General features: G+C 34.1%; 29 protein-coding genes and 1 tRNA gene. 2 read left to right on the top strand and 28 right to left on the bottom strand.

Annotation, left to right across the window (positions count from 1 at the left end; all coding sequences use genetic code 11):
* From Nisw_RS05840 to Nisw_RS05795, 11 genes are all read right to left on the bottom strand, one after another.
* Positions 1-558: a hemerythrin domain-containing protein gene (locus Nisw_RS05840; RefSeq protein ID WP_141977336.1), complete on the bottom strand. Its 558-nt coding sequence runs from the start codon at positions 556-558 to the stop codon at positions 1-3.
* A gap of 93 nt (positions 559-651) precedes the next feature.
* Complete coding sequence (locus tag Nisw_RS05835; protein WP_141977334.1) at positions 652-924, bottom strand: hypothetical protein; 273 nt, start codon at positions 922-924, stop codon at positions 652-654.
* Between the two features lie 36 nt (positions 925-960).
* Entirely contained in the window at positions 961-1,617 is a 657-nt protein-coding gene (locus tag Nisw_RS05830) for a 2,5-diamino-6-(ribosylamino)-4(3H)-pyrimidinone 5'-phosphate reductase (protein ID WP_141977332.1), read from the bottom strand.
* Positions 1,604-2,794: an amidohydrolase family protein gene (locus Nisw_RS05825; protein WP_141977330.1), complete on the bottom strand. Its 1,191-nt coding sequence runs from the start codon at positions 2,792-2,794 to the stop codon at positions 1,604-1,606. Before Nisw_RS05825 ends, Nisw_RS05830 begins: the two co-directional genes overlap by 14 nt.
* Entirely contained in the window at positions 2,788-3,540 is a 753-nt protein-coding gene (locus Nisw_RS05820) for a GTP cyclohydrolase IIa (RefSeq protein WP_141977328.1), read from the bottom strand. Before Nisw_RS05820 ends, Nisw_RS05825 begins: the two co-directional genes overlap by 7 nt.
* Positions 3,537-3,953 (bottom strand): 6,7-dimethyl-8-ribityllumazine synthase, encoded by a 417-nt coding sequence (gene ribH, locus Nisw_RS05815; RefSeq protein ID WP_141977326.1) that lies wholly within the window; start codon positions 3,951-3,953, stop codon positions 3,537-3,539. The genes Nisw_RS05820 and ribH overlap by 4 nt, the downstream gene beginning before the upstream one ends.
* A gap of 2 nt (positions 3,954-3,955) precedes the next feature.
* Positions 3,956-4,621, bottom strand: coding sequence for a 3,4-dihydroxy-2-butanone-4-phosphate synthase (gene ribB, locus Nisw_RS05810; RefSeq protein WP_141977325.1), 666 nt, complete (start codon positions 4,619-4,621; stop codon positions 3,956-3,958).
* 78 nt (positions 4,622-4,699) lie between these two features.
* Complete coding sequence (locus tag Nisw_RS05805; protein WP_141977323.1) at positions 4,700-5,284, bottom strand: riboflavin synthase; 585 nt, start codon at positions 5,282-5,284, stop codon at positions 4,700-4,702.
* 48 nt (positions 5,285-5,332) lie between these two features.
* Positions 5,333-6,043: a tetratricopeptide repeat protein gene (locus tag Nisw_RS05800; protein ID WP_141977321.1), complete on the bottom strand. Its 711-nt coding sequence runs from the start codon at positions 6,041-6,043 to the stop codon at positions 5,333-5,335.
* 62 nt (positions 6,044-6,105) lie between these two features.
* On the bottom strand, positions 6,106-6,249 hold the full coding sequence (locus tag Nisw_RS09195; RefSeq protein ID WP_185736583.1) for a hypothetical protein: 144 nt from the start codon (positions 6,247-6,249) through the stop codon (positions 6,106-6,108).
* A 58-nt stretch (positions 6,250-6,307) separates the two neighbouring features.
* Positions 6,308-6,658 (bottom strand): response regulator, encoded by a 351-nt coding sequence (locus Nisw_RS05795; protein ID WP_141977319.1) that lies wholly within the window; start codon positions 6,656-6,658, stop codon positions 6,308-6,310.
* Positions 6,659-6,710: 52 nt separating this feature from the next.
* Between Nisw_RS05795 and Nisw_RS05790 the strand changes: the two genes are divergently transcribed.
* A complete protein-coding gene (locus Nisw_RS05790; protein WP_141977317.1) occupies positions 6,711-7,322 on the top strand; it encodes a transcriptional regulator in 612 nt (203 codons plus the stop codon).
* A 1-nt stretch (position 7,323) separates the two neighbouring features.
* On the opposite strand, the gene Nisw_RS05785 is transcribed toward Nisw_RS05790, so the two are convergent.
* The 13 genes from Nisw_RS05785 to Nisw_RS05730 form a co-directional block, all read right to left on the bottom strand.
* Positions 7,324-8,178, bottom strand: a complete 855-nt coding sequence (locus tag Nisw_RS05785; RefSeq protein WP_141977315.1) for a CoA ester lyase — start codon at positions 8,176-8,178, stop codon at positions 7,324-7,326.
* A 7-nt stretch (positions 8,179-8,185) separates the two neighbouring features.
* Positions 8,186-9,262 carry a zinc-binding dehydrogenase gene (locus tag Nisw_RS05780; protein ID WP_141977313.1) on the bottom strand — a complete coding sequence of 359 codons (1,077 nt, stop codon included), beginning with the start codon at positions 9,260-9,262 and terminating at the stop codon, positions 8,186-8,188.
* A 42-nt stretch (positions 9,263-9,304) separates the two neighbouring features.
* On the bottom strand, positions 9,305-9,586 hold the full coding sequence (locus Nisw_RS05775; RefSeq protein WP_141977311.1) for a DNA-binding protein: 282 nt from the start codon (positions 9,584-9,586) through the stop codon (positions 9,305-9,307).
* A gap of 7 nt (positions 9,587-9,593) precedes the next feature.
* Positions 9,594-10,046: a 30S ribosomal protein S19e gene (locus Nisw_RS05770; protein ID WP_141977309.1), complete on the bottom strand. Its 453-nt coding sequence runs from the start codon at positions 10,044-10,046 to the stop codon at positions 9,594-9,596.
* A 31-nt stretch (positions 10,047-10,077) separates the two neighbouring features.
* Positions 10,078-10,344: a ribonuclease P protein component 4 gene (locus Nisw_RS05765; protein ID WP_185736686.1), complete on the bottom strand. Its 267-nt coding sequence runs from the start codon at positions 10,342-10,344 to the stop codon at positions 10,078-10,080.
* Positions 10,345-10,432: 88 nt separating this feature from the next.
* A tRNA-Gly gene (locus Nisw_RS05760) sits at positions 10,433-10,506 on the bottom strand.
* A gap of 22 nt (positions 10,507-10,528) precedes the next feature.
* Positions 10,529-11,197, bottom strand: coding sequence for a ribosome biogenesis protein (locus Nisw_RS05755; protein ID WP_141977307.1), 669 nt, complete (start codon positions 11,195-11,197; stop codon positions 10,529-10,531).
* A 1-nt stretch (position 11,198) separates the two neighbouring features.
* Entirely contained in the window at positions 11,199-12,314 is a 1,116-nt protein-coding gene (locus Nisw_RS05750) for a hypothetical protein (RefSeq protein ID WP_141977305.1), read from the bottom strand.
* Between the two features lie 46 nt (positions 12,315-12,360).
* Entirely contained in the window at positions 12,361-15,012 is a 2,652-nt protein-coding gene (locus Nisw_RS05745; protein WP_141977303.1) for an adenosylcobalamin-dependent ribonucleoside-diphosphate reductase, read from the bottom strand.
* A 204-nt stretch (positions 15,013-15,216) separates the two neighbouring features.
* The gene (gene nrdD, locus Nisw_RS05740) at positions 15,217-17,388 is read right to left on the bottom strand and encodes an anaerobic ribonucleoside-triphosphate reductase (RefSeq protein ID WP_141977301.1); all 2,172 of its coding nucleotides are present in this window, start codon (positions 17,386-17,388) and stop codon (positions 15,217-15,219) included.
* A gap of 137 nt (positions 17,389-17,525) precedes the next feature.
* Positions 17,526-17,687 carry a hypothetical protein gene (locus tag Nisw_RS09190; RefSeq protein ID WP_182126295.1) on the bottom strand — a complete coding sequence of 54 codons (162 nt, stop codon included), beginning with the start codon at positions 17,685-17,687 and terminating at the stop codon, positions 17,526-17,528.
* A gap of 69 nt (positions 17,688-17,756) precedes the next feature.
* Positions 17,757-18,122 carry a Zn-ribbon domain-containing OB-fold protein gene (locus Nisw_RS05735; RefSeq protein WP_141977299.1) on the bottom strand — a complete coding sequence of 122 codons (366 nt, stop codon included), beginning with the start codon at positions 18,120-18,122 and terminating at the stop codon, positions 17,757-17,759.
* Position 18,123: 1 nt separating this feature from the next.
* Positions 18,124-19,287 carry a thiolase domain-containing protein gene (locus Nisw_RS05730; RefSeq protein ID WP_141977297.1) on the bottom strand — a complete coding sequence of 388 codons (1,164 nt, stop codon included), beginning with the start codon at positions 19,285-19,287 and terminating at the stop codon, positions 18,124-18,126.
* Positions 19,288-19,334: 47 nt separating this feature from the next.
* Between Nisw_RS05730 and Nisw_RS05725 the strand changes: the two genes are divergently transcribed.
* Positions 19,335-19,793: a topoisomerase DNA-binding C4 zinc finger domain-containing protein gene (locus tag Nisw_RS05725; RefSeq protein WP_141977296.1), complete on the top strand. Its 459-nt coding sequence runs from the start codon at positions 19,335-19,337 to the stop codon at positions 19,791-19,793.
* Here the strand turns inward: Nisw_RS05725 and Nisw_RS05720 are convergent.
* From Nisw_RS05720 to Nisw_RS05705, 4 genes are all read right to left on the bottom strand, one after another.
* A complete protein-coding gene (locus Nisw_RS05720; protein ID WP_141977294.1) occupies positions 19,777-20,583 on the bottom strand; it encodes a carbon-nitrogen hydrolase family protein in 807 nt (268 codons plus the stop codon). The two genes, Nisw_RS05725 and Nisw_RS05720, sit on opposite strands and share 17 nt — an antisense overlap.
* 172 nt (positions 20,584-20,755) lie before the next feature.
* Positions 20,756-20,932, bottom strand: a complete 177-nt coding sequence (locus Nisw_RS05715; RefSeq protein ID WP_008300807.1) for a tautomerase family protein — start codon at positions 20,930-20,932, stop codon at positions 20,756-20,758.
* A 33-nt stretch (positions 20,933-20,965) separates the two neighbouring features.
* A complete protein-coding gene (locus Nisw_RS05710; RefSeq protein WP_141977292.1) occupies positions 20,966-21,724 on the bottom strand; it encodes a rhomboid family intramembrane serine protease in 759 nt (252 codons plus the stop codon).
* 96 nt (positions 21,725-21,820) lie between these two features.
* Complete coding sequence (locus Nisw_RS05705) at positions 21,821-22,444, bottom strand: hypothetical protein (protein ID WP_141977290.1); 624 nt, start codon at positions 22,442-22,444, stop codon at positions 21,821-21,823.
* Positions 22,445-22,473 lie beyond the last annotated feature (29 nt).

The following is a 22,473-nucleotide window of genomic DNA, read 5'->3' as shown; positions in this document are numbered from 1 at the left end:
CTAATTTCCGTGCTCAGCAACATCTCGGGTGAGATTTTCAGCAAGATCTTCATAATGTTGTCTAGTCTTTCCCAAATCTTTGAGTTTTGTAGCTTCAATTTCATTTAATTCTCCATCTACTTTTTGTGCAACATATTGTAATCGAGCTTCTGCCATCATAAACAATCGATTATTTTCTTTCCAAAGATGCTCTGTGATATGTTCTACATATTGTTTCATGTCAGAAATTAATTTTGCAGATTCACCTGAAGAAAGATATTCCTTTGCAGAAGATTCCATACTTGCTGCAATTTCTCTAGAACGTTCATGATCTATTAACATCATTGCAATAGGACCCATGTTTTTTGGCAATCCAGCTTGTTCCAATGCAGGAAATAGAGAATTTTCTTCTTTACTATGATGACAAACATCTGTAAAATTTTTTGAAAAATCAATAACAGGAAGTAAAATTGATTCAGGAATTTTTTTATTTTCATTTAATAATGAAATAGTCGCATCCATTGCTTTGACAACTTTTTCAATTAATTCATGATCACGTCTTAGTGATGCAGTTGACATGATGAATTTACATTATTTCCAGTATCTATATCTTATTTTTTTAAAATAATTAAAAGATAGAAAGTGTTAACGGTTTATCGTTAACAAGTGGGTTTAACGATTAGAAAGGCTTTTTGATTTTACAAATGCCCAAATCTTTTTGGTCATTTCACTTGGGGCAATTGGTTTTTTACCAAATATTTGTTCAGCGGTTTCTTTACGTCCTGCAAAACTAATGGCATATCCACCAAATGCTGGTTTCTTTGCTTTTGATTTAGTAGCTTTCTTTTTTGGTGCAGCCTTCTTTTTTGGTGCAGCCTTCTTTTTTGGTGCAGCCTTCTTTTTTGTGGTAGTTTTTCTTTTGGTTGTTTTCTTTTTTACTGCCAATTTCTTGTAGTTGTATTCGAAATAAAGTATAAGAACTTAGAGCTTTTCATAATGTAAAACTAGATGATTTTTGAGCCTCTTAACTGATTTGAGTCTAAGATTTGGTGAATTAGAAATCTTGCTAAATCCAGCACCTCGTAAATAAGAAATTGCATCTTCTCCACCAATTAAAAACGGAGACAGAGTTACTATCACCTCATCAAAAAGTTTCTGCTTAACAAATTCCCAATTTATGGTTCCTCCACCTTCAACTAATATTGTCTTGATTTTCTTTTTTGAGAGTTTTTTTAATAATAATTTTAGATTAACAGAATCATTACCAACAGTAATTATCTCAATAGGAAATTTCTGTAGTTTTTCGAGATTTGTTTTACTAATTTTTTTTGATACTGCAATTATGGTTGGGACTTTATCGCTAGATTGTAGAATTTTTGATTTTTCGGAAATGGTTCCTTTAGAATCTAAAATGATCCTAGTAGGATTTTTTCCTTTAACATATCGAACAGTTAGAAGTGGATTATCACGTGAAACGGTATTTTTTCCAACAAGAATTGCATCTACATTTGAACGTAATTTATGAAGTCTTTGAATATCTTCTTTTGACGAAAGTTTAGAATCATTTACTTTGGTTGCAATTTTTCCATCAATAGATATTGCTCCACTTAGAATTATGTGAGGTCTAGATTTTTCCATGAACTATTTTACCTCCAACCATTACTGCTTGAATTGCAGATTCAGATGCTCTATGAACAATTGATGCATAAGGTTCATGCATTGGTTCTAAATCTAATGCATGCTTATTGAGAAATATACAGTCAGCAATTTTTTTTGTCTCAACAACACCAATGTCTTTTTTCAATATTCTTCCAGCATTTACTGTGGCCATTTTTAGAATTTCTTTTGGATTGATTCTTTTCTTATGAATACCCATTGTAACTTTCCATAGATAGTCCATTTCTCGGAACATATCAGGGGAGTTTATCATAACATTGTCTGTGCCTAATCCAAGTATACAACCAGCTTTTTGCATTAGGGGGATGTCTGGAATTCCTTCAGCTAAGGAGGCATTAGCTCTTGGACAAATAACAATTCCTCTGACTTTTTTTGCCGCTACATGAAGATCACTATTTGATGCATGAGTCATATGAACAAGGAAATGAGGTTTCATAGATAGTGCACGAATTGTTTCAGATTTTCCAGTCATTCTTTTAGATCTTGAAACACTTTGTTTTGTTTCAGAAGCGTGAATTGCTCTAATCTTTGAAGTTTTTGAATAATGATTCAAAACAGAATTACTATTCTCATTTGCACCACTAATTCCAATACCATCACATTTCTGAAGAATTAGAGGTAGTTCCTTGGCTTTTTCTTTAGGGAGAGATAGATTTTTTTTAATTTCTGTGGAGTTTTGGTAAAAATCTAATCTACCCAAGATGATTGATCGTATAGGAACTTCAGATAATGTTTTTTTTAATAAAATGACACCGTCTAATCCTCCTTCTCTAAAATCAACAAAAGTGGTAATTCCTTTTCGAAGCATAGAGTGACAAGTATTTTTCATAAAATTAGACAGATTCTCAGGAGGGGTATTTTTTAGAATTTTTGATTTTGCACCAAAAACAGGATGTATTTTTTTATCCACTGAACTATCTAAAGTAACATCCTTTCCAATGGAATCACCTATGTGGGTATGTGCATTGATGAATCCAGGAATTAGTAAGAGACCTTCACAATCAATTGAATCTTCTGTGCCACTTGGTTTAATGTTAGGTTGAATACGTTTGAATTTTCCATTTTGGATTTGAACACTTGTTTTTGTTATAAAATCTAATTCTTTTCCTAAAAGAATGCTAATGTTTTTGATTAACATGATAATTCATAAACTTCAGGTTTTTCTTTTCCTGAATCTCGAATTTCACGAATTGTGTCAAGAGATTTTGTGGCCAATTTTACAGCATCTCTACACGTACTAGCATTACCTATACCACAATTCAAAGAAATTTTATCATCATTTTTAATCATATTAATGAAATCCTGTACAGAATTTTTTCCATCATCACTTGCAACAACCATAAAGTTATCACCTCCCATAAAAAATGTCAAAGAATTTTTCTCCAAGAAATATTTTGACATTTTAGAATACAATTGAAAAATTATTGAAGAAATTTCATATGGAGAATTTGTTGTTCTTTGAGATGTTAAATCATCAACATCCAAATGCATGATAGTAACTTTAGAGTCAGATGACTCATTAACAAAACCAAAAATATTATGTTCTTTATCTAAAACAATTTTGTTTTTCTTTCCTTCATATGCTTTCAAATTTGCTTCAAATGGAGATTCAGCAAAACCTATTGAAATTGTTAGATGTACTTCAAATGATTTTTCAAGTGTTTTTTGAATTTGAATGTGATCTTCTAAACCAATACCATTAGAAACAACAAAAAATTCATCAGATCTATTAAGAAAAACAAGGCAGTTTTTTTCAGAAAATAATTTTTGTACCTGCTTGTACAAAGATGCCTGAAGTATTTGTAGTTCATGTTCTCTGTCACTGCCTAAAGTCAAAGTCCATGGACCATATCCGGTTATTTTCAAAATACTTAGTTGAATCATTTTTGAATCCTTTTAAGTTCTGATGAAATTTTTGCTACTGCTTCTACAGCACGTTCAGCCACAGGCCTAATTCTAGCATGGGCATGTCTTTCTTGCATTCCAGGACCAGATATTCCAAGAGATACAGGTTTTTGATATTTTATGGATAAATCAGTAAGTGCTTGAGCAGCAGCATGAGAAATTACTTCATCGTGTTTAGTTTGCCCCTTGATAATTGCGCCTAAAGTAACTACAGCATCAACATCACTTTTCTGCAATAACGAATCAACTATTATAGGCATATCATATGCACCAGGAACAGAACATGTATGTATTATTTTCAATTTTAAAGAATCAGCTTTTTCTTGTGCAACTGAGAGCATCCTAGATGTCACATCCTCATTGAATTCCGAAACTACTATAGCAATATTCAAAATTAATGCACCTTGGCGTATTCTAATAGTTCTTTTCCATCAATTAATGGAATTCCATTTTGTTTTGCAAATTTTTCTGCTTTATCAACAGATAATGCAGTGTATGTCTCAGCATCCATCATTTCACAAATTGCAGTGACAGGAGTCAAACCTGCAATTTGTGCAAGATAAACAGACATTTCTGTATGTCCTTGGCGTGCTCCTAACAAACCTTTTGATGCAATTAGTAAAGGAACATGTCCTGGAGTTTTAAAAGATGATGCAAACTTTTTTTGTTTATTTTCAACATTGTAAATATTTGCCATTTCTCGTATTGTTAATGATCTATCATTATCAGTAATTCCAGTATAAGTTTGATAATGATTTACAGATAATGAAAATGTTGGGTGATCACCATAAGGAGCTAATCCCATAATCATCTCCTTGTTAGAAATTGATGAATCAGATAAAATTTCATGCATGTACTTTAGTTCAAGTGAATTTGCAAATTGATTATCTATTGCAATACAAAGTAATCCACCAGCATGTTGACGCATTCGTGCAACATGTTCAGGAGTTACAAATTCTGCGGCCACCACCATGTCAATCTCATTTTCTCGTCCAGCAGAATCAAACAAGAGTACAAATTCGCCTCTTTTTAGAGAGTGTAATGCAGTTTCAAGTGACATAAACAAAAAAATCTTCAAACCGATTATAAAGTTTACTTAAAAATTGGTAATTACCAATAAAGTAGTAGATTATTAGGTTTATTTTAGAATGTATTTTCCAAGAATGTCAGTTTCAATATTAACTTTGTCGCCTACTTTTTTTGTTTGAAAATTTGTGACTTCAATTGTATGAGGAATTAGTGAAACTGAAGCTAGATTTTTTTTGATGTCAGTTACGGTTAAACTGATTCCATCAACTGCAATAGAACCTTTTTTGACCACGTATTTTGCTAGTTTTTTAGGTACTTCAAACCAAACTTGAACTTCTTTAGGTTTTTTTAGAATTTTTTTGATTGTTCCCACACCATCAACATGTCCTAAAACAAAATGGCCTTCTAATCGATCTCCTGCTTTTAAACTTCGTTCAATGTTTACTATTCCTCCAACTTCAAGATTTCCAAGATCTGTTTTCTTTGTAGTTTCTTCAATCATTTCAAAAATACAATTAGATTTAGTGAGTTTTGTTGCAGTAAGACATACACCATTTAGTGCAACACTTTGTCCAATTTTCAATCCTTTTGCATGTTTTCCCAAGTTTACAGTCATTTGTACTGCACTACGATTTTTTGTATTTCTAGAAATTTTTTCTACTTTACCTATTCCTTCTACAATTCCTGTAAACATCAAAATCACCTACAAATTCACGTATAAAATGATTTAGTTAATTTTCATTTAAGATTTTTTTGAATCTAATTGTTCAAATTCATTTTCACAAACTTGATGAAATAAAGAGCATTTATTTTTTTTTGCTGCTTGTTTGATTTTTTCCATATCTTTGTTAAGAATTCCCTGAGCTGCCAGAAATGCGTTATCATTGTCACCTAATTTTTCAAATAATTTAGATTTAGCAAGAGGAATTTCTTTGAGGCTAGAATCAACTAATTGTGCTTTATCGTAAAACTCTATAGCAATTTTGTAATTACCTAAATGACTATGAGATATAGCTTTATTCATCAAGGCTGTAACATCGTTTGGATCTATTGTCAATGATTTTTCATAATATTCAAGTGCCTCTTTGTGTTGATTCAATTCATTTAACGACAAACCCATACTATTCAATGTCCACGAATCAGTAGGATTAGAGGAAAGAATTTCTTCACATAACTTTAGAACTTCCTTATATTGGCCTAAACTTTCTAATGCATAAATTTTATTTTTTAATGCATATGTATCAGATTTTTTTATTTCAAGAACTTTATCACAATAAGATACCGCCTCTTGATATTTTTCCAGATAAATCAGAGACAAACAAATGTTTTGAAGTGCAACCATATCATTAGGAATTTTTTCGAGCAACCCCTTGCAATAGGTATACATCTCTTCATATTTTCCTGCATTAAACATCCTAGTAATGACATTGCTAGGATCTAGGAGATTCACCATTTCTAATAATTAGATAAAATTTCATTATCTTTAATCTATTCTGAAAAAAGGAAAATTCCCAGTTATTTTAAGACTTTACGAATGGTTTCGTTCAATACTTTAGAATAACTATAGGAGGCTTGTTCTTGTTGAATTAATTTTGCTTGACGAAGTCGAAGTTTCTTATCGATGTCATCATCAATCATTACGGTTACTCGTTTTGCCATGTGTGTAAAGTATGAGAATTATAATATAACAATATATGAAATATCCCAAAAATGGGAATTATTCGTTTATGCTTGAAACAATGTGTTCAATATTGAATGGCTTTTGAACTACAGGTACATTGAGTTTTTGTAATTTTTCTTCAGTTTCTGTACTGGTATCAGCTGTAACTGCAATAATTCGTGCTTTGGGTTGGAATTCTTGAATTTTCTTGATTGCGTAAAAGCCAGAACCATTAGGCATGTTAAGATCGATCAAGGCAACATCAGGTTTCAATTTTTTATATAATTTAACTGCAGTAACACCATCAAATCCATTCCCTACAACATTGATTCCTTTTTCTTCAAGAAATTCAGAAAATAATCGAACAGTATCCTCATCATCATCAATGATGATAACAGATTTGCTCATAAATTCATAAAATTAATGAGTTCTTTATATTTTAGATCTTCTGACATCATATATGGCGGGATTAGACAGATTAATTTCAACATCTCTACGTACTAAGATCAAGAAAAAAATTGATGTAGATACGCTAAAAAAAATTGAACGAGAATTATTTTTAGAACATGGAATGTCAATCAAGCTTTCAGCTGAACACTTTCAAACATTATTAAAAATTATTAAAAAAAATTCTGAATTAGACATTGATGAATTTGAAAAAGAATGCCTAAAAGAAATTATTCAGGTAAAAAAAGTAAAAGAAAACTATCATCTAACCATTCTTGATCCAAAACTAATTCATTTTATTTTAGATATATTTGGAGATGATGAAACTAGAAAAATGATCATATCAATTCTAAAAAGTGAACACACCATACCAGAAATCCTAAGAGAGTCAGGTGTTCCTAAAACTTCAGGATATAGAAAAATAGAAAACCTTCTAATCAAAGGATTTTTCATAGAGACAGGAAAGGTACTAAGTGAAAGTAAAAAAATATCAAAAATTCAATGTGTCTTTCAAGAAATTTTGATAGATGCTAAAAAAGAGAAACTCATAGTCAGTGGAATCGTGCCTAAAAAGATATTTGAAAAAAGTACAACAATGAAGTCAATAATTAAAAATTTGGAATGAGTTATTTCACAAGTTCAAGTAATGCTTTTGCTTGTTTAAAATGAACTTCATCAATCATCTTTCCTTCAACAGTGGTAGCACCTTTTCCTTTCTTTGTGGATTCAAGGTAAGTTTTACAAACTTTTTCAGCCCATTCAATTTCGCTTTTGTTTGGATGAAATAATTTGTGAGTTATAGAAATATGATCTGGATGAATAATGCTTTTTCCCGAATATCCTAAACTTTTTCCTATTTTACAATCTTTTTCTAATCCCTTTGAATCTTTAAGATCTTGCCAGATAGCATCTATTGCAGATACACCTGCAGCGTGTGCATCAATAGGAATTTTTCTTCGAGAATATTTTGCACCTTCAGCGTCTTTAGTATATTCCACACCAATATCATTTAGGAGATCAAATACGCCAAAAACTACTGCAACAACTCTTTTGCTGCTAGAGGCAATTTGAAATGTGTTTACAACACCTTCAGCAGATTCAATTGAAGGAATTATTTGAATTGGTTTTAGTTTTCGTGTTTTCTCCAGTCCCGAGATTATTTTTTCGATTTTTTTCAGTTCTTTTTCATTGTTAACTTTAGGAATAACAATTCCATCAATTCCTTTTTGAACAATTTCTTTAAGATCAGTAGGAATTTTGCCAGATAGGGGAGAGTTTGTACGAACAAAAATTGAAGATTGATATGATTTTCGAGATTTAAGAGCAGATTTGATTAGCTTTCTGGCATTTGTTTTTTCATTATCGGGAACAGAATCCTCTAAGTCAAAACATACAATATCAGCCTGAAGATTTTTTGCTTTTTCTAGAAATCTAGGATTATTTCCAGGAACAAAAATGAGACTTCTGAAGAGCTGAGTCATTAAATGACTAAGCGCCTTCAGGCTTCATTAAGATTTTGCCAAAGAATTTACCTTCTAACATTTTTGTGTGAGCCTCTGCTGCTTGCTCAAATGTATAGACAGAGTCAACAATGGATTTTAGTTTTCCTTGACCCATCCAGTAAAGACCTTGATCTAGTTCAGCTTTTGTTCCTTGTGTTGAACCTAAGACGTTAATTCCTTTGAAGAATATGTGTCTAAGATCTATTTGTGCGTCGTAACCTGTTGTGGCACCACATGAAACAAGAGTTGCACCATACTTTAGTAAGGTTAGTTGTTTGTTGAAGTGAGTTTGACCAATGTGATCAAATGCAATATCAATACCAGGTGCTTCTCCTTTTGTTTTTGCTAGTTCTTTTGAAATTTTAAAGACTTCTTTTTGCCAATCGTCTTTTCTGTGGTCTACTGCATGATCTGCTCCAAGTTCTAGACATTTGTCTAATTTGTCTGGGCTTGCAGTTGCAATTACATCACAGTTGTATAATTTTGCAATTTGAATTGCAAAGCTTCCGACACCAGAACCACCACCCATTATGAGTACTGTTTGTCCTGGAGTAATGTTTGCCCTACCAACTAGCATGTGCCATGAAGTTAGAAGAGTCATGGAAGCTGCTGCTGCATCTTCAAATGAAACACTGTCAGGAATTTTTGAAACATTGACTTCTGGTAAGTGAATTTGTTCAGAGTATGCACCCCATAGCGGTCCAGTTTGGAAACCCCAAACTTGTCTTCTGGTACAGTCAAATTCTCTACCATCAGTACATGCTTTACAAACTCTGCATGCTAAATTAGAGTGAGAGACAACTCTGTCACCTACTTTGAAATTTTGTACATCTTCGCCTACTGCGATTACTTCTCCAGCTACATCGGAACCTGAAACATGTGGAAGAGGAACTGCTACTGGAACTCCTCTCATTCCCCAAATATCATTATAATTTAGGGCAGATGCTTTATTGGTAAAAATTACCTCATCTGGTTTTGGTTTTGGTTCGTCTATATCCTGGACTTTAAGGATCTTAGCATAATTATCATCTGGTGCATATTCATTGTATACAACGGCTTTCATAAAATAACCGGTTGCTTACCCATAATTATATTTTATCTGGGATCAGACACGATTGAACTTAAAATCACGTTTTGGTTGTTGGGTAGAAAGTAAAATTTGCTTTAATTGATCGTCTGTAATTTGACCAGGAATTTTTCCCTGAGTAGCCATTCCTATCAAATATTGTTCAACAAGATCGGCCAATTCTGGTTTTACCATTTTGATATTGTTTAATCTCATTCTTGCTTCAGGGACTAGAATTTGTTTTAGAATATGCTCTTTTTGTGCAGCTAGTTCGTGATTTGTATTATCTTTAGGTAAATCGTCTGATTCAGGAAAACTCATTTTGAATCTAAGTGTAAACTTTCAATTGAGGATTTTCAACAATCATTTCTTTTAGAATTTCTGTTGCTAATCTATCAAGTTTTTGCATACCTTGTTTAGAAATTACACGTCCTTTCTTCTCAACTTTTTCTAAATAGCCTAATTTTTCTAATCCATGAATTGCGTTTCTAATAATTGCGCCACCAGCATCTTTGTGATGAGCTGCACCATAACCAGATGGTTTACCACCACCATAATCTTTTCTTAATTCGTTAACTCCAATTGGGCCATTAAGGTAAATTTTTCTCATTATTGATGCACATCTAGTATGCCACCAATCACGGTTTTGTGGTGGTTTATCAGCATGAGCCCCAGTTTTAACAAATGGAATCCAAGAAGGAGCTGGAATATCTTCATTTTTTAGAATATCAGCTAGTTTTCCTATCAACACATCTGCGGGTACATCGTATACCTTTGCCATGAAGACAAAAAATCGAGAATCGTCTTATAAATCATTGAGATATTATTTTTCGGTACGTATGCCCACACAAGTAGCAAGATATTCTGATCGACTTGACAGATGCCCTACCCAAACGAATTCTAGAATTGACTCCAGGTGCAATGAATGATTTGCATTTTTTGCAGAAAACCATCCTAAGCTCATAAGGCATTCGAATTTTATGTCTAGTACTAATTCTTCGGGCAAGAAGAGCTTGGCGTTGAGAAAGTTCAGGATCGGTTTTTGCATTACTAATTGCATTTTTTATTAGAATTTGCATTCTCTCCATTGCAAGTTTTCTTACTGCAGGTTTCACAATAATTTCTAAAGTCACACCTAAAAATTACTTCTTATTAGAATCAAAGAAATGCAGTCAGCGGGATTCGAACCCGCGTCACAGGGTTGGAAACCCCGAATACTAACCAGGCTATACTATGACTGCAACAAAATGCAAATTTCTATGCCTACATAAAAATGGTTTTTTCGTACTCATAGAGCATTCTAGCAACTACAGTGTGGCCTTCAAAGGATTCATCACCAACAGAATACATTTGAGTAAATTGTTTTTCAATAGAGTCTGAAAAATGTCCTTTCTGGAATCCACCAAATACAAGGCAATAATCATCAATAATATCTCCTGCAATTTTTTCATATGAATTTTGAGTGCCTTTGGTAGAAAATCCAATCACTTTTGATGGATTTATTTCATCAATTAATTCTGAAAATGTTTTGTCTTTGATTTCAAGTAGTGTGTTTTCGTTTGATGTAATCTTTTTTTCTTTATACAATTTTTCAATCAATCCTGCAAATCTATGATAAGATTTTGGCACATGAACATTTTGACCAAAATAGATCACTTTATCATCAATTGTATGGATGTAGAGTTTGATTTTGTTTTTCAGATAAAGAGGGATGGTCGTAGCTTCGAGTATTGAAAAGTGTACAAGGTCAGGTCTTCCTCTCTTTAATTCATTGGTGATTCCTTTCATTGCTGCAAAATGCCACGAGTTATCTAATAGAATTTCAGAGGAATATTTTCCTAGTTTTCTTGCATGTGAAATTACTGAAGGATGGTGTTTTAATTCAGAGGGAACAAGTTCTAATGCAGATTCTGCTAAAATAATGGAAACCATTTTAGTTTGTCATCTGGATTTGATTTTTAAATTCATTCCAACCTGATTTTGGATTACCATCCTCATCAAACAATCCAGCATTGCAGACATAATGATTTAGTCTCTCAATTACATGTTCACTACTGCCAAAACCTGAACCTCCTACTGAAAGCTTGTCTTCTCCAATCTCTTGTGCTTCAAATGCACAAGTTCCTTCAGGCTTGTCATTTTGCCTATACCAGGTGAAAAACTCTAATTCTGATTCATTTTCTGTATAAAATTCAAAGGATTTTTCTAAAAATTCAGTTTGAGATTCTTCACTTCCTCCAACAAAATCAGATGTGCTCCAACTAATCTCAAAAATAGCAGCCTTCCTATCTCCTGCTAAATCAATAATCTGTTCTAGTTCTTCTTTTGCTTGTTGTGGAGTTTTTACCATATCGCCAACTGTGTCAACTGGAGAATAAGAGAATGCAACAAAATCACCAACATCCAAATCAGTTACGATATATCTCAAATTCTTATTCAAAACTTGGTGTAAGGCAAATGCATTTCCAATTTTTACATCAGGATGTTTTTCTTTAACTCCATCATATATTCCGGTGAAAAGTTCTTTGTAAACAGGAATATTTTGTTCATAGTATCTGAATTGAGATTCTGTTTCTCCTGCAAGAATCACAGTATCAACAATATCATATCGGGATAAAATTGCATCAAGGACATTGATTACTCTATCTTCCCCAAGCGATTGAAGTGGAGGTTTTCCAATCCAATTTGGGAATGGTCCTAATGTTTCTCCATTAATTATTGAAAAGTAAAGTGTGACTTTTAGATTATTTTTTTGATTAAAACTCATCAAAGCATCAGAATATTGCCAATTGTATTCACCGCGTTCTGGTTCAATTAAATTCCAAAAAAGATAGACATTACTTCTTCCAATTCCAGATTCAGATGCAGTAGCATAGATTTCATCTAGTTCTTGTAAGGTTACAGATTGATTTGGAGAATTTATCACCAATCCAATTTTCTCATTAGTCTTTTGAGGAATAACTTCAGAACTAGAAATACTTAGAACGCTGGCTGCAATTGCTATAACTACAGCCACACCTACAGCCATGCCTAGAATCTTCTTATCCATATGAACTCAAAAAGAAAAGAAAGTAAAAAAGTTGTGATTCTGGTATTTATCCAGAAGTACAACCACTAAATCCACATTCAATGCAGATGCTGCAACCTTCTACAAATACAAGGTTGTTCTTACATGTTGGACATAGACGATCTTCTGAAACTTCTTCTTGTTGGATTGGTTCAGCTTTGATTTCTTCGTCATGTACTTTCAATGCAAGTGCAGCATTAACTTGTGATTTGATGTATGGGTTTGTGATGTTTTGTGTAACATAACTTGTTACATGTTCACTTGGTGTAACATCAAATGTTTTTTGTGCATTATCACTAGTCATGTGAAGGACTTGTTTGTGTCTAGAGCCATCACGGTAAACTGTGATACCTTTGAGACCAATTTCATGTGCTAGCAGATATGCAGATTTTACATCTTCTGCAGTTACATCATATGGCATGTTGATTGTTTTTGCAATTGCATTTCCAATCCAGTCTTGCCACACTCCCTGAGCCATCAAGTGATCAGACCAGTGAATGTCCATTGCAGTTACAAAGACATCTTGCATCCATTGAGGAATTTCTTCAATTCCTTTCAATGATCCGTAGTTGTCTGCAATCTTTGCAAGAATTTCATCTGTGTATAGATTATTTTCTTTTAGGACTTGTTCAACAATTTTGTTTGTGTAGAAGAATCTTCCTACAGTAACTCTCTTTTCAAATACCAATGCAAATGCAGGTTCCATTCCGTTTGAACAGTCTGCAATCATTGACAGGGTACCTGTGGGGGCCACTGTTGTGGTTAGGACGTTTCTTATTCCATATTGTTTTATTTTCTCAATTAATGCATCCCATTCATAGGAGTGAGATTCCTTTGGCTTTTCATAATAGCCTGCAACTGGAATCTTTCCTTCAGGATACTCGGTCTTGGAACATAGTGGGAATTCACCACGAGACTTTGCAAGGGCTACACTTTCTTCCATGGAATAGTATGTTAGGGCTTCAGATAGTTTGGATTGTAGTTCATATCCCTCTTTAGAGTTGTATGGGATTCTTAGTTTGTACAAGAGATCTGCTACTCCCATTACACCCAATCCAATTCTTCGGGATTCTTTTGATGCTACATTGATTTCTGGAACTGGATAGGTATTAACATCAATGATGTTATCAAGGAATCTAGTAGTCTTTCTGATTGTTTCTTCATATCTTTGCCAATCAAATTCATAGTTTCCATCTGCTTGTCTCTTTACGAGATTTACTAAATTGATAGAACCTAGATTGCAAGATTCGTATGGGTAAAGACTTTGTTCACCACATGGATTTGTTGCACGTAATGGTGCTTGTCTTGCTTTTGCAAATACATTGTATTTGTTAATTTGATCAAAGAAGATCAAACCAGGTTCTGCACTTTTCCATGCAGATAGTGCAATCAAGTCAATTAACTGATGTGCATTAATTTCTTTAACTGGTTTTTTGTCACGAGGACTACGTAAAACATAGTTACCATCACTAGTGTTTACAAGTGCATGCCAAAAGTCTTCCCAGACACCAACACTGACGTTAAAGTTTTCTAAAACACCAGGTTCTGTTTTATTTGTAATGAATTTTTCAACATCTGGATGCCATGCTTCAATTATACCCATGTTTGCACCACGTCTCTTTCCTCCTTGTTTAACAACTTCAGTTACAGTGTTAATGATGTTCATGAATGATACGGGGCCTGATGCAACACCTGATGTTGATGCTACAATATCACCTTCTTCACGAAGATCAGAGTAGTTGATTCCAACTCCACCACCAGACTTGAAGATTAATGCGGCATCAGAAGTTGATTTCATGATTTCCTCCATGCCATCATTCATTCCAAGTACAAAGCATGCAGAAAGCTGACCTAGTCTTCCACCTGCGTTCATCATTGTTGGGGAGTTTGGCAAAAAGTCTTGTGCAACCATCAGATCAAAGTATTCTGTGATTTTATCTGCATAGACATCTAGTTTCTTTGCCGCAATTAGTGTCAAAAGTTCTTTGAAACTTACTTTCATCTGACCCTTGTTTGCAAGGGTTACGTAGTGGCTGATAAGTGATCTAAAATGCCATTTGTTGAAGAAATAGTCTCCAACTTTGAACTTGTAATCAAAGGCATCTAGTTTTTCAAGATATGATTTTGCTTCTTCTACATCTTGTTTTGTATTTCCAGATTTGTCAAAGACTTGTGCATCATACATGAGGTCACCAATTCCGACTAGGATTGCAACTCTCTCAAACATTTGAGTTGGAGATTCAATAATCTCATTTTTTCCATTTCTGAAAAGATATCTTGATGCTAAGACTCTAAGACAATTCAAGTCAAACTTTTTGGAAACTGGATCAAGGGCCTTTAGGTTTAGGACCTTCATTTTTTCGTCTCTTAGTTTTCTTCTCTCATGACGATAGACAATGTAGGCTTTTGCAATATCGCTATTACCACTGTCAATCAAAGTGGATTCTACAATATCCTGAATATCTTCAACGGTAGGTGTTCTAGTACTGGTGAATCCTTGTTCTACTAATTTGTTAACAACATTATCTGCTAACTGATCGGCTAGGCCACGGTCGGCTTTAGAGGTGGCAGCCAATGCCCTGAAAATGGCATTTGAAATTTTATCTTTATTGAAAGCCGCTACTGCGCCACTGCGCTTACGGATCTCATTGATAGTATTTTCTATTTGTGAATTATCCATTATAATATCCCCGTAGAGGGTTATGATCAATGCGGGTATAAATGATTTGTCAGTTTTTGTCTAAAAGTTCGGTTCAATAAAATTGACAACGCTACTATGAACTTCATAACGGAATAACTTTCACAATGGACGATGATCGCAGAAGTCTGAAACAGATCAAAAAATTTTCAAAAATGATCGTAACTAGTTTTTCAATTATGAATTTCAGACAACATATGGAGACTTGCATTTTGGACATTTGTCTTCAAATGGTTCATCTTTAAAGCCACATTCACCACAGATTGCAATCTCTTGAACTGGTTTGAAGGAGGTTGTAAGTTCAGATGTTTTCTCGATTGCCTTTTTGATTTCTGCAGGCTTTGCATCTTTACCAATTTTTAGCGTTACAAACAAGCCTCCGTTTAGCAACTTAGCAAGTTTGTTACATTCAGAGATTGGTTCACTCTTAGCAGTATAATCAGTAACTTCAGAGGCATCAATAGTAATTCCTTCAGAGTAGGAATCACCTTCCATTGAGTTTAGGGATGAATTCTTACCATATTTTTCACCATCAAGGGTTGCAAAGCGAGTGGAACTGTCAGTCTCAGTCATGCAAATAGCCACAGGATCGCCTAATTCTTTGCCTTTTTTGGCTCCAACGTCAACGGCAGTCTCAATTACCTTATGAAGGATTTCACGTCCTTCCTTATTATCCTGGAATCCAAGGATGTTAAAGACAGCCTCTTTGAGGCCTACTAAATTAACTACAAGAGAAACATTGCTTTTTTGCATATATTGTGTATTTTTAGCCAAAATTGGATTCAAGCCACGTCTAGTCAAGTCTGAAATGTCTTTCTTTCTTAGTGCCATTGAAGACAAAGCTGGTTTCATCAACAATGCTAATCTTGCTCTAAAGTAAGTTTCATCTTTGTTTGATTCAAATGCCAATCTTGGAAGATTGATTGATACTGATTGGAGCATAATGGACAATGGTCCAGAATTCTTAGCTAATCCATTGGTAACACCATAACTTGATGTTTGTCCTTTAGCAAACATTACTTTTCCACCAAGGGAAATTATTTCTGATGCAGCTGCTGAAACATCTGTGATCTTTCCTTTTTCATTATCTATGATTAAACCAATTTTTGGAATTGGGGTAAGCATTGTATAATTTTTGTATGCAGTAATAATTGAATTAATTATTTTTGTATCAGAACCTAACTGCAATCTAATTGAAACGTTAGTACTTGATTTATTGTATTTAGAAGTTGTAGATGCAGTTGCAAATGCTGCAGTTAGTTTTTGTTCCAGTTCTGGAAGTGATTTTGAATGTTTTGAGAACAGTGAAACTAATCCATCAAGTACAATTTCTTGTGAAGCTTCTTTTGAAAGAAGAGAAATTACAACAGACAATGCACTTGTAATGTCATCTAGGTTTTTTGATGCAGGGATTCTTGAAACATCAAGATACTTTCCACCAAGATCAATTCCATCTTCGATTAACTCTTTAACATTAACAAATATTGTATCAGGTATCATTGACCAGATTCCAGGATTTGCAATGTGTAGATCACCAGAGAGATGAGAATCTGCTACATCTTTTGGTAAGATATTTGTAAGAAGGTGTTCAGCAAAAACTCTTTGACCTGTTTTAAACAAGAGGCCTTCAGCACCATTGCCAACATTATCTAAGTTAGTAATCATTTCTTGGACATCATAGACAGGCAAGCCTAGGCGTGCAAGCTTGTTACGGTATTCCTCATGACCGTGCTCAAGTAGCACAGAATTTACCATTTCTCGTATAAGTGAGCCTGTAAGATAGGTAGTTTGATACTTGTAAATTCTATTTTCAACTTCTTCAGTAATCTTTTGTGCTAATTCAAGTGGGAGGCTGCCCTCACGTACCAGAGATTGAATAATTTTATGAGAATTAAATTCCTCAATTGATTCGTGTGATGTTCTAACATACATCTTTCCACTTTCAATAATTGATCTTTCTTCAATTTGTCTTGCTAAGCTTAAAACTAATTTTCCGAGATTTGTAATTGTGTAACGTCTTTCAGATTTGTTTAATGCAACAAGTGATTGTCTAAGTAACTTTCTCAAGTGGTATGCAAATTTTCCACTCTCTTTTTTTGATTTGAATCCAGCTAGGGATTTTAATTCAGAGTAAGTTAGAGGACCTTTTGAGTTTAGAATTCTCAAAATATCAATTCTGTTAGGACTTGCCATTACAGAGAAGATCATTCTGACACGTTTTGACGTAGATTGTAAAATTCCACCGCGTTTTGGTGAATCTGAATCATCATCATCCAAGTCTACATCTAGATCATCATCAACATCTGCATCTAGATCACCTTCTAGATCTAATTCTAATTCCTCATCACTCATTTTCATGTCTTTTTCTAAAAAAAAGCACTAATTAAGACTTATGACAGTATGAATCTTCAATGGTTTTGATCATTTTTCTAAATGTATAGAAAGATTTTGGATCTAATTTTTAAAAATTGTAAAAAAAGATCAAGAATTAGAGATCATTTTTCTTGAACATCTAATGAAAACTCGGATGTAGAGAGTTTCTGTCCACATGACGGACATTTTCCACTATAAGGATTCATTACATCTTTTAGTGATTTTAACATCTTCATGTTTGTGATCTTTTCACCACATTTTCCACATGTTACTTCAACTGACATGAAAAGGATCAGTATGCAAAATAATTAAAAATCGATTTTGATTTTTTTTAATAATTCAAACAAATATTTTTACTGCTTTTCGATGATAATTCCTCTTTCATCAAAACCAGTGATTTTTGCAGGAGTTCCAACTGGAAGATCAGTGGGGGTGGCAATTCCTGCCATAAATCCTGAAATTCTCAAATCAGAATTGTCTAGTTTGAGCACAACAAAGGCATATGGGGTGTATTTCTCAAAACCAGCAGGAGGCACAGTAATTATGGTATATGTGGCAACTTTTCCAACACCGTCCAAAAGTACATCTTCAAATCCCTTACTGCCGCATTCTCTACAGAAATATGCTGTAGACAAATGAAGATATCCACAGTCAGTACATTTGTGAGTTAGAAGTTTACCATTTTTGGCATTTTCAATTACTTGTTCTTCAATTGACATTTTACACACTCTGGAAAACATGAACAGCACAACTTGCACCAGTTGCACCAAAGTTATGAGTTAAACCAATCTTTGCATCTTTAACAGTTCTTGCACCAGCGTTTCCAGTTAATTGATCATACACTTCAACTACTTGTCCTACACCAGTAGCTCCAATTGGATGTCCTTTTGATTTAAGACCGCCGGATGGATTAATAGAGATATCAGAATTTAATGAGGTTCTACCTTCACGTACAGCTTCAACACCTTTTCCTTTTTCAAAGAATCCCAAGTCTTCAGTATCAACAACTTCTGCGATTGTAAAACAATCATGTACTTCTGCAAAGTCTACATCTTTTGCAGTAATACCTGCCATTTTGTATGCATCAGCTGCTGCAAGTTTTGTACTTGGAATTGTTGTCATGTGATCACGTCCTTGCAATGCAGCAGGAGAACCCCCACGACCTGAACCAATACATTCAACATAATCACCACCGTGTTCTTTTGCAAACTTTTCAGAACATAAGATTACAGAACTTGCTCCATCTGAGAAAGGACAGCAATCAAATAGTTTTAGTGGACTTGCAACTACTGCAGAATTCATTACATCATCAATAGTAATTTTTTTCTGCATGTGAGCTTTTGGATTTAGTACACCGTTATCATGATTCTTTACTGCAACTCTTGCAAAGTCTTCTTCAGTTGTGTTAAATTCTGTCATGTAAGCTCTTGCCATTGATGCAAACAATCCTGGAAATGATGCACCAGCTTGACCCTCATAGAAAAAGTCTGAACAATATGCAAAGTAAGTTGTAGTCCATTCAGTTCCAGTATGAGTTACTTTCTCAACACCAGTAACTAAAAGACAATCATAAAATCCGGCTGCAACATTGGCATATGCCTCTCTAAATGATACAGAGCCACTTCCACATGCAGACTCTATTGTTAATGATGGTTTATCTGGAATGCCTAATCTACTCATCAAGACAGGACCAATGTGTACCTGCTTGTCTGCAACGCCAAATACGTTTGAGATATAGGATGCTTTGATATCTTTAGGTGAAATTCCGGCACTTTCTATGGCTGCAACTGATGCCTGAGTAGTAATATCAGCGATACTATCTGCTAATTTTCCATACTTGGTGCTTCCTGCGCCAAGAACACAAACCTTTTCCACAAATGTCACTGACCCAATTCCCTATAAAAATCGTTTTAGTAAATTCAACATAGAACATGCCAGCAAAGAAACTTCAAACCGTACAGATCAAAAAGACAATAGTAAGACATTCAGTTAAAACTACAAAGTCAAAGACTAACATCTTCAAAAAAGAGATTATTCAATATTTAGATGGTAACGGATACCTGTCTTGGTCATCAAAAGACAAAAAATACATGATTCTTGGAACAAACTCTCCAAAAAACGGGTTGGTTTCATGTCCTCAATGTAAAGTAGGAGAACTGATGGTAATACGTTCAAGAACAACAAGAAAACGATTCATGGGATGTTCGAACTTTTATGGAGGATGCAAAGCTTCATCACCTTTACTGCAAAAAGCAAAGCTTAGAGCAATAAAGAGTCCTTGTGATGTTTGTAAATGGCCAATGATAATTTTTCGTTATTCACGAAAACAACAATGGACCAAACAATGTTCTAATTTCAATTGTAAAAGTAGAGTCAAGCCTTCAAAGTAGGATAAACATCTGTTCTTCTATTCTTTAGTAATGGTAAGACTTTACGTGTTTGTTTTACTTTATTCAAATCAATATTGACGTATCCTATTCCTTGTTTCTTTTTCATATCAAGTAAAATTTTCCCATAAGGATCAACAACTAGACTTCTTCCACAGTAAATGTTTCCAACTTGATCAGGTGCAAGCACATAACAACCATTTTCAATTGCACGTGTCTTGTTAATTGTAATCCAGTGTTCTTCTTTCATGTTGCCTTTTACCCAGGCTGATGGTGCAACTAGTATTTCTGAACCTGCAACTGCAAGTGAGCGAGACATTTCTGGAAAGCGTAAATCATAACAGATCATCATTCCAACTTTACCAAGTGTTGTCTTTACAGGCTTTGCAATTTTAGAGCCCGATGCCATCTTGTCGGATTCTCTAAAACCCAATGCATCATAGAGATGAATTTTTCTGTACGTGGAAATTACTTTACCAGACGTGTCAATTACAAACGAAGTATCATAGACTCTATCTTTTTTTCTGCTTTTTTCATAAAATGAACCTATAACTTGAATGTGGTTTTCTTTTGCAGTTTTTGCAATGGTTTTTACAAAGTTTCCATTAATGGTTTCAGATAGAGATGCAAGTTGTTTTGGTGTTTGAGTTGAATTTGTGTAAAACATCATAAACTCTGGAAATGCACATAGTGTTGCATTTTTTGAAGCTGCTTTTTGAATGTACGAAATAATTTTTTTTAGATTAGTTTCTTTGTTTGTTGATGCTTTGAATTGTACAACTGCAGCTTTCATTGCAAATCAATAATCAAATGACAATAAAAGGATAAACCATTGGTACAATCGCAAAATGTACCATTTCCTTCTTATGCAAAGTAGTTCTAATAGAATCATACCGACCATAGTGTGTATGTCAACCTGTGACTGGACAGGAGGAGTCATCCAGTCAAGTTTTTTTAAAAAATAATTAAAGTTGGTTTCCTGCCAAAAACCAATTTTCTTTTGGATTGTCTTCAAAAACAACAATTACATGATTTTCTTTTGTTTTTAGAATTTCAACTGCTGATTTTGTGATTGCTTTTGCGTATTCGTCTTTTTGTTCCTGAGTTCTTCCAGGATACATTGACACTGTAATCAATGGCATGAAAACTCAAACTAGAATCAAGAATTTATGCTTTCAATAGTCTGGACGGTATCCGTATCGAGTACCATACGTGTATTCGGAACTATGAGTTTTTTTGTAGAGATATCCTGTTGCAAATCCAATTACAAATCCTCCAATGTGAGCCATGTATGCAACACCACCTCCTGCAACACCAAATCCACCTATGAAAAATGGTAACAGATTCTGAAATACCAGCCAAAATGGTAAGAACCATTTTGCTTGAATGTGCATCATTCTCCAAAAGAATCCCAACATGAGGAATGTTGTAATTCTAACTCTTGGAAACATTGCCAGATATGCACCAAGTATGCCAGAAATAGCTCCTGATGCACCAACTGCAGGAATAGAACTTGTAGGATCAATTACAATATGAGCTAATCCTGCACCAAGACCCCATCCAAGATAAATTAAAAGAAATTTTGCTTTACCAAACTTTAGTTCAATGTTATCACCAAATATCCACAAAAACAACATGTTACCACCCAAGTGCATTAAACCACCATGCATGAACATTGAGCTAAATAATGAAAAGTATGGAGTATCAGGACAAGCTATTCCGGGTTGAATCATTGATGAGAAACCAGTAACACAGCTAGGAACTGCACCCCACTCAAAAAACATGAATGCAGCATTTTGGTTTGAAAATTCCCAAAACTGACCAGTAATAGCTACTTCATAAAAGAAAATTACTACATTTAGTATGATTAGTCCAATTGTAATTTTTGGTTTGAATCCTGGTGGATGGGGATTTTCATCTCTTAATGGTAACATCTGTTGTTTAGCTTGAATGAAATTTGTATAATAAGATTTTTCAATCGTGAATAATCATTATTCAAATTTTAAAAAATAAAAGAAAAGATGGATTTATCATCCAAGATTTGAGCATGCATCAGAGTTTGCTACAATGATTCCTCTAATGTAAGGAATATCACCATGAAGGTGTATGTTCACATCAGTATTTCCAGTACACAAATTTTCAAGAATGGTGTTACCGTTTGGATTAATTCCATCCAATGGTTTTGATGAATGATGCATAGGCATTCCAGGTTCATTCCAATTTGACCAAACATCTGCTTCATCCCACACGCCTGAAAGTGTATTTCCTGCTATCTTTCCATCATCCAGATCATCTGCTGGACCTAAAATGTTGTAAAGATGCATTGGTTGATGAACCCCATCGGGAGCGTAGTGAATGTGAACTTTTTCTAATGATTCACTTAATCCCTTACCATCATTACCATTAACATCAATTTGATTTAGAATAATTTGATATCTAATTGATGTAGGGTTTGAATCATCATCAAACCAAAACACTGCTTTTCCTTTTGGATCACTACTAGAACCATCAACAGCAGTCAATATTGCAACTAAATCAGGTTGGCCATTTGCATCTGATTTTGCCATTGCTGTTGGTGTTGCAGATATTGCAATAACAGAAATTGCAAAAAATGCTGCAATAGATAGCCCAAAAACTTTGTTGTTTTGTTTCATGTAAAGAATATTGTGATTTTCTATTAAAC

The organism is Candidatus Nitrosopumilus sp. SW (genome assembly GCF_006740685.1).
GTDB lineage: Archaea > Thermoproteota > Nitrososphaeria > Nitrososphaerales > Nitrosopumilaceae > Nitrosopumilus.
Note: the sequence above shows the minus strand (reverse complement) of the source record. Positions and strands in the feature narration are given on the sequence as shown.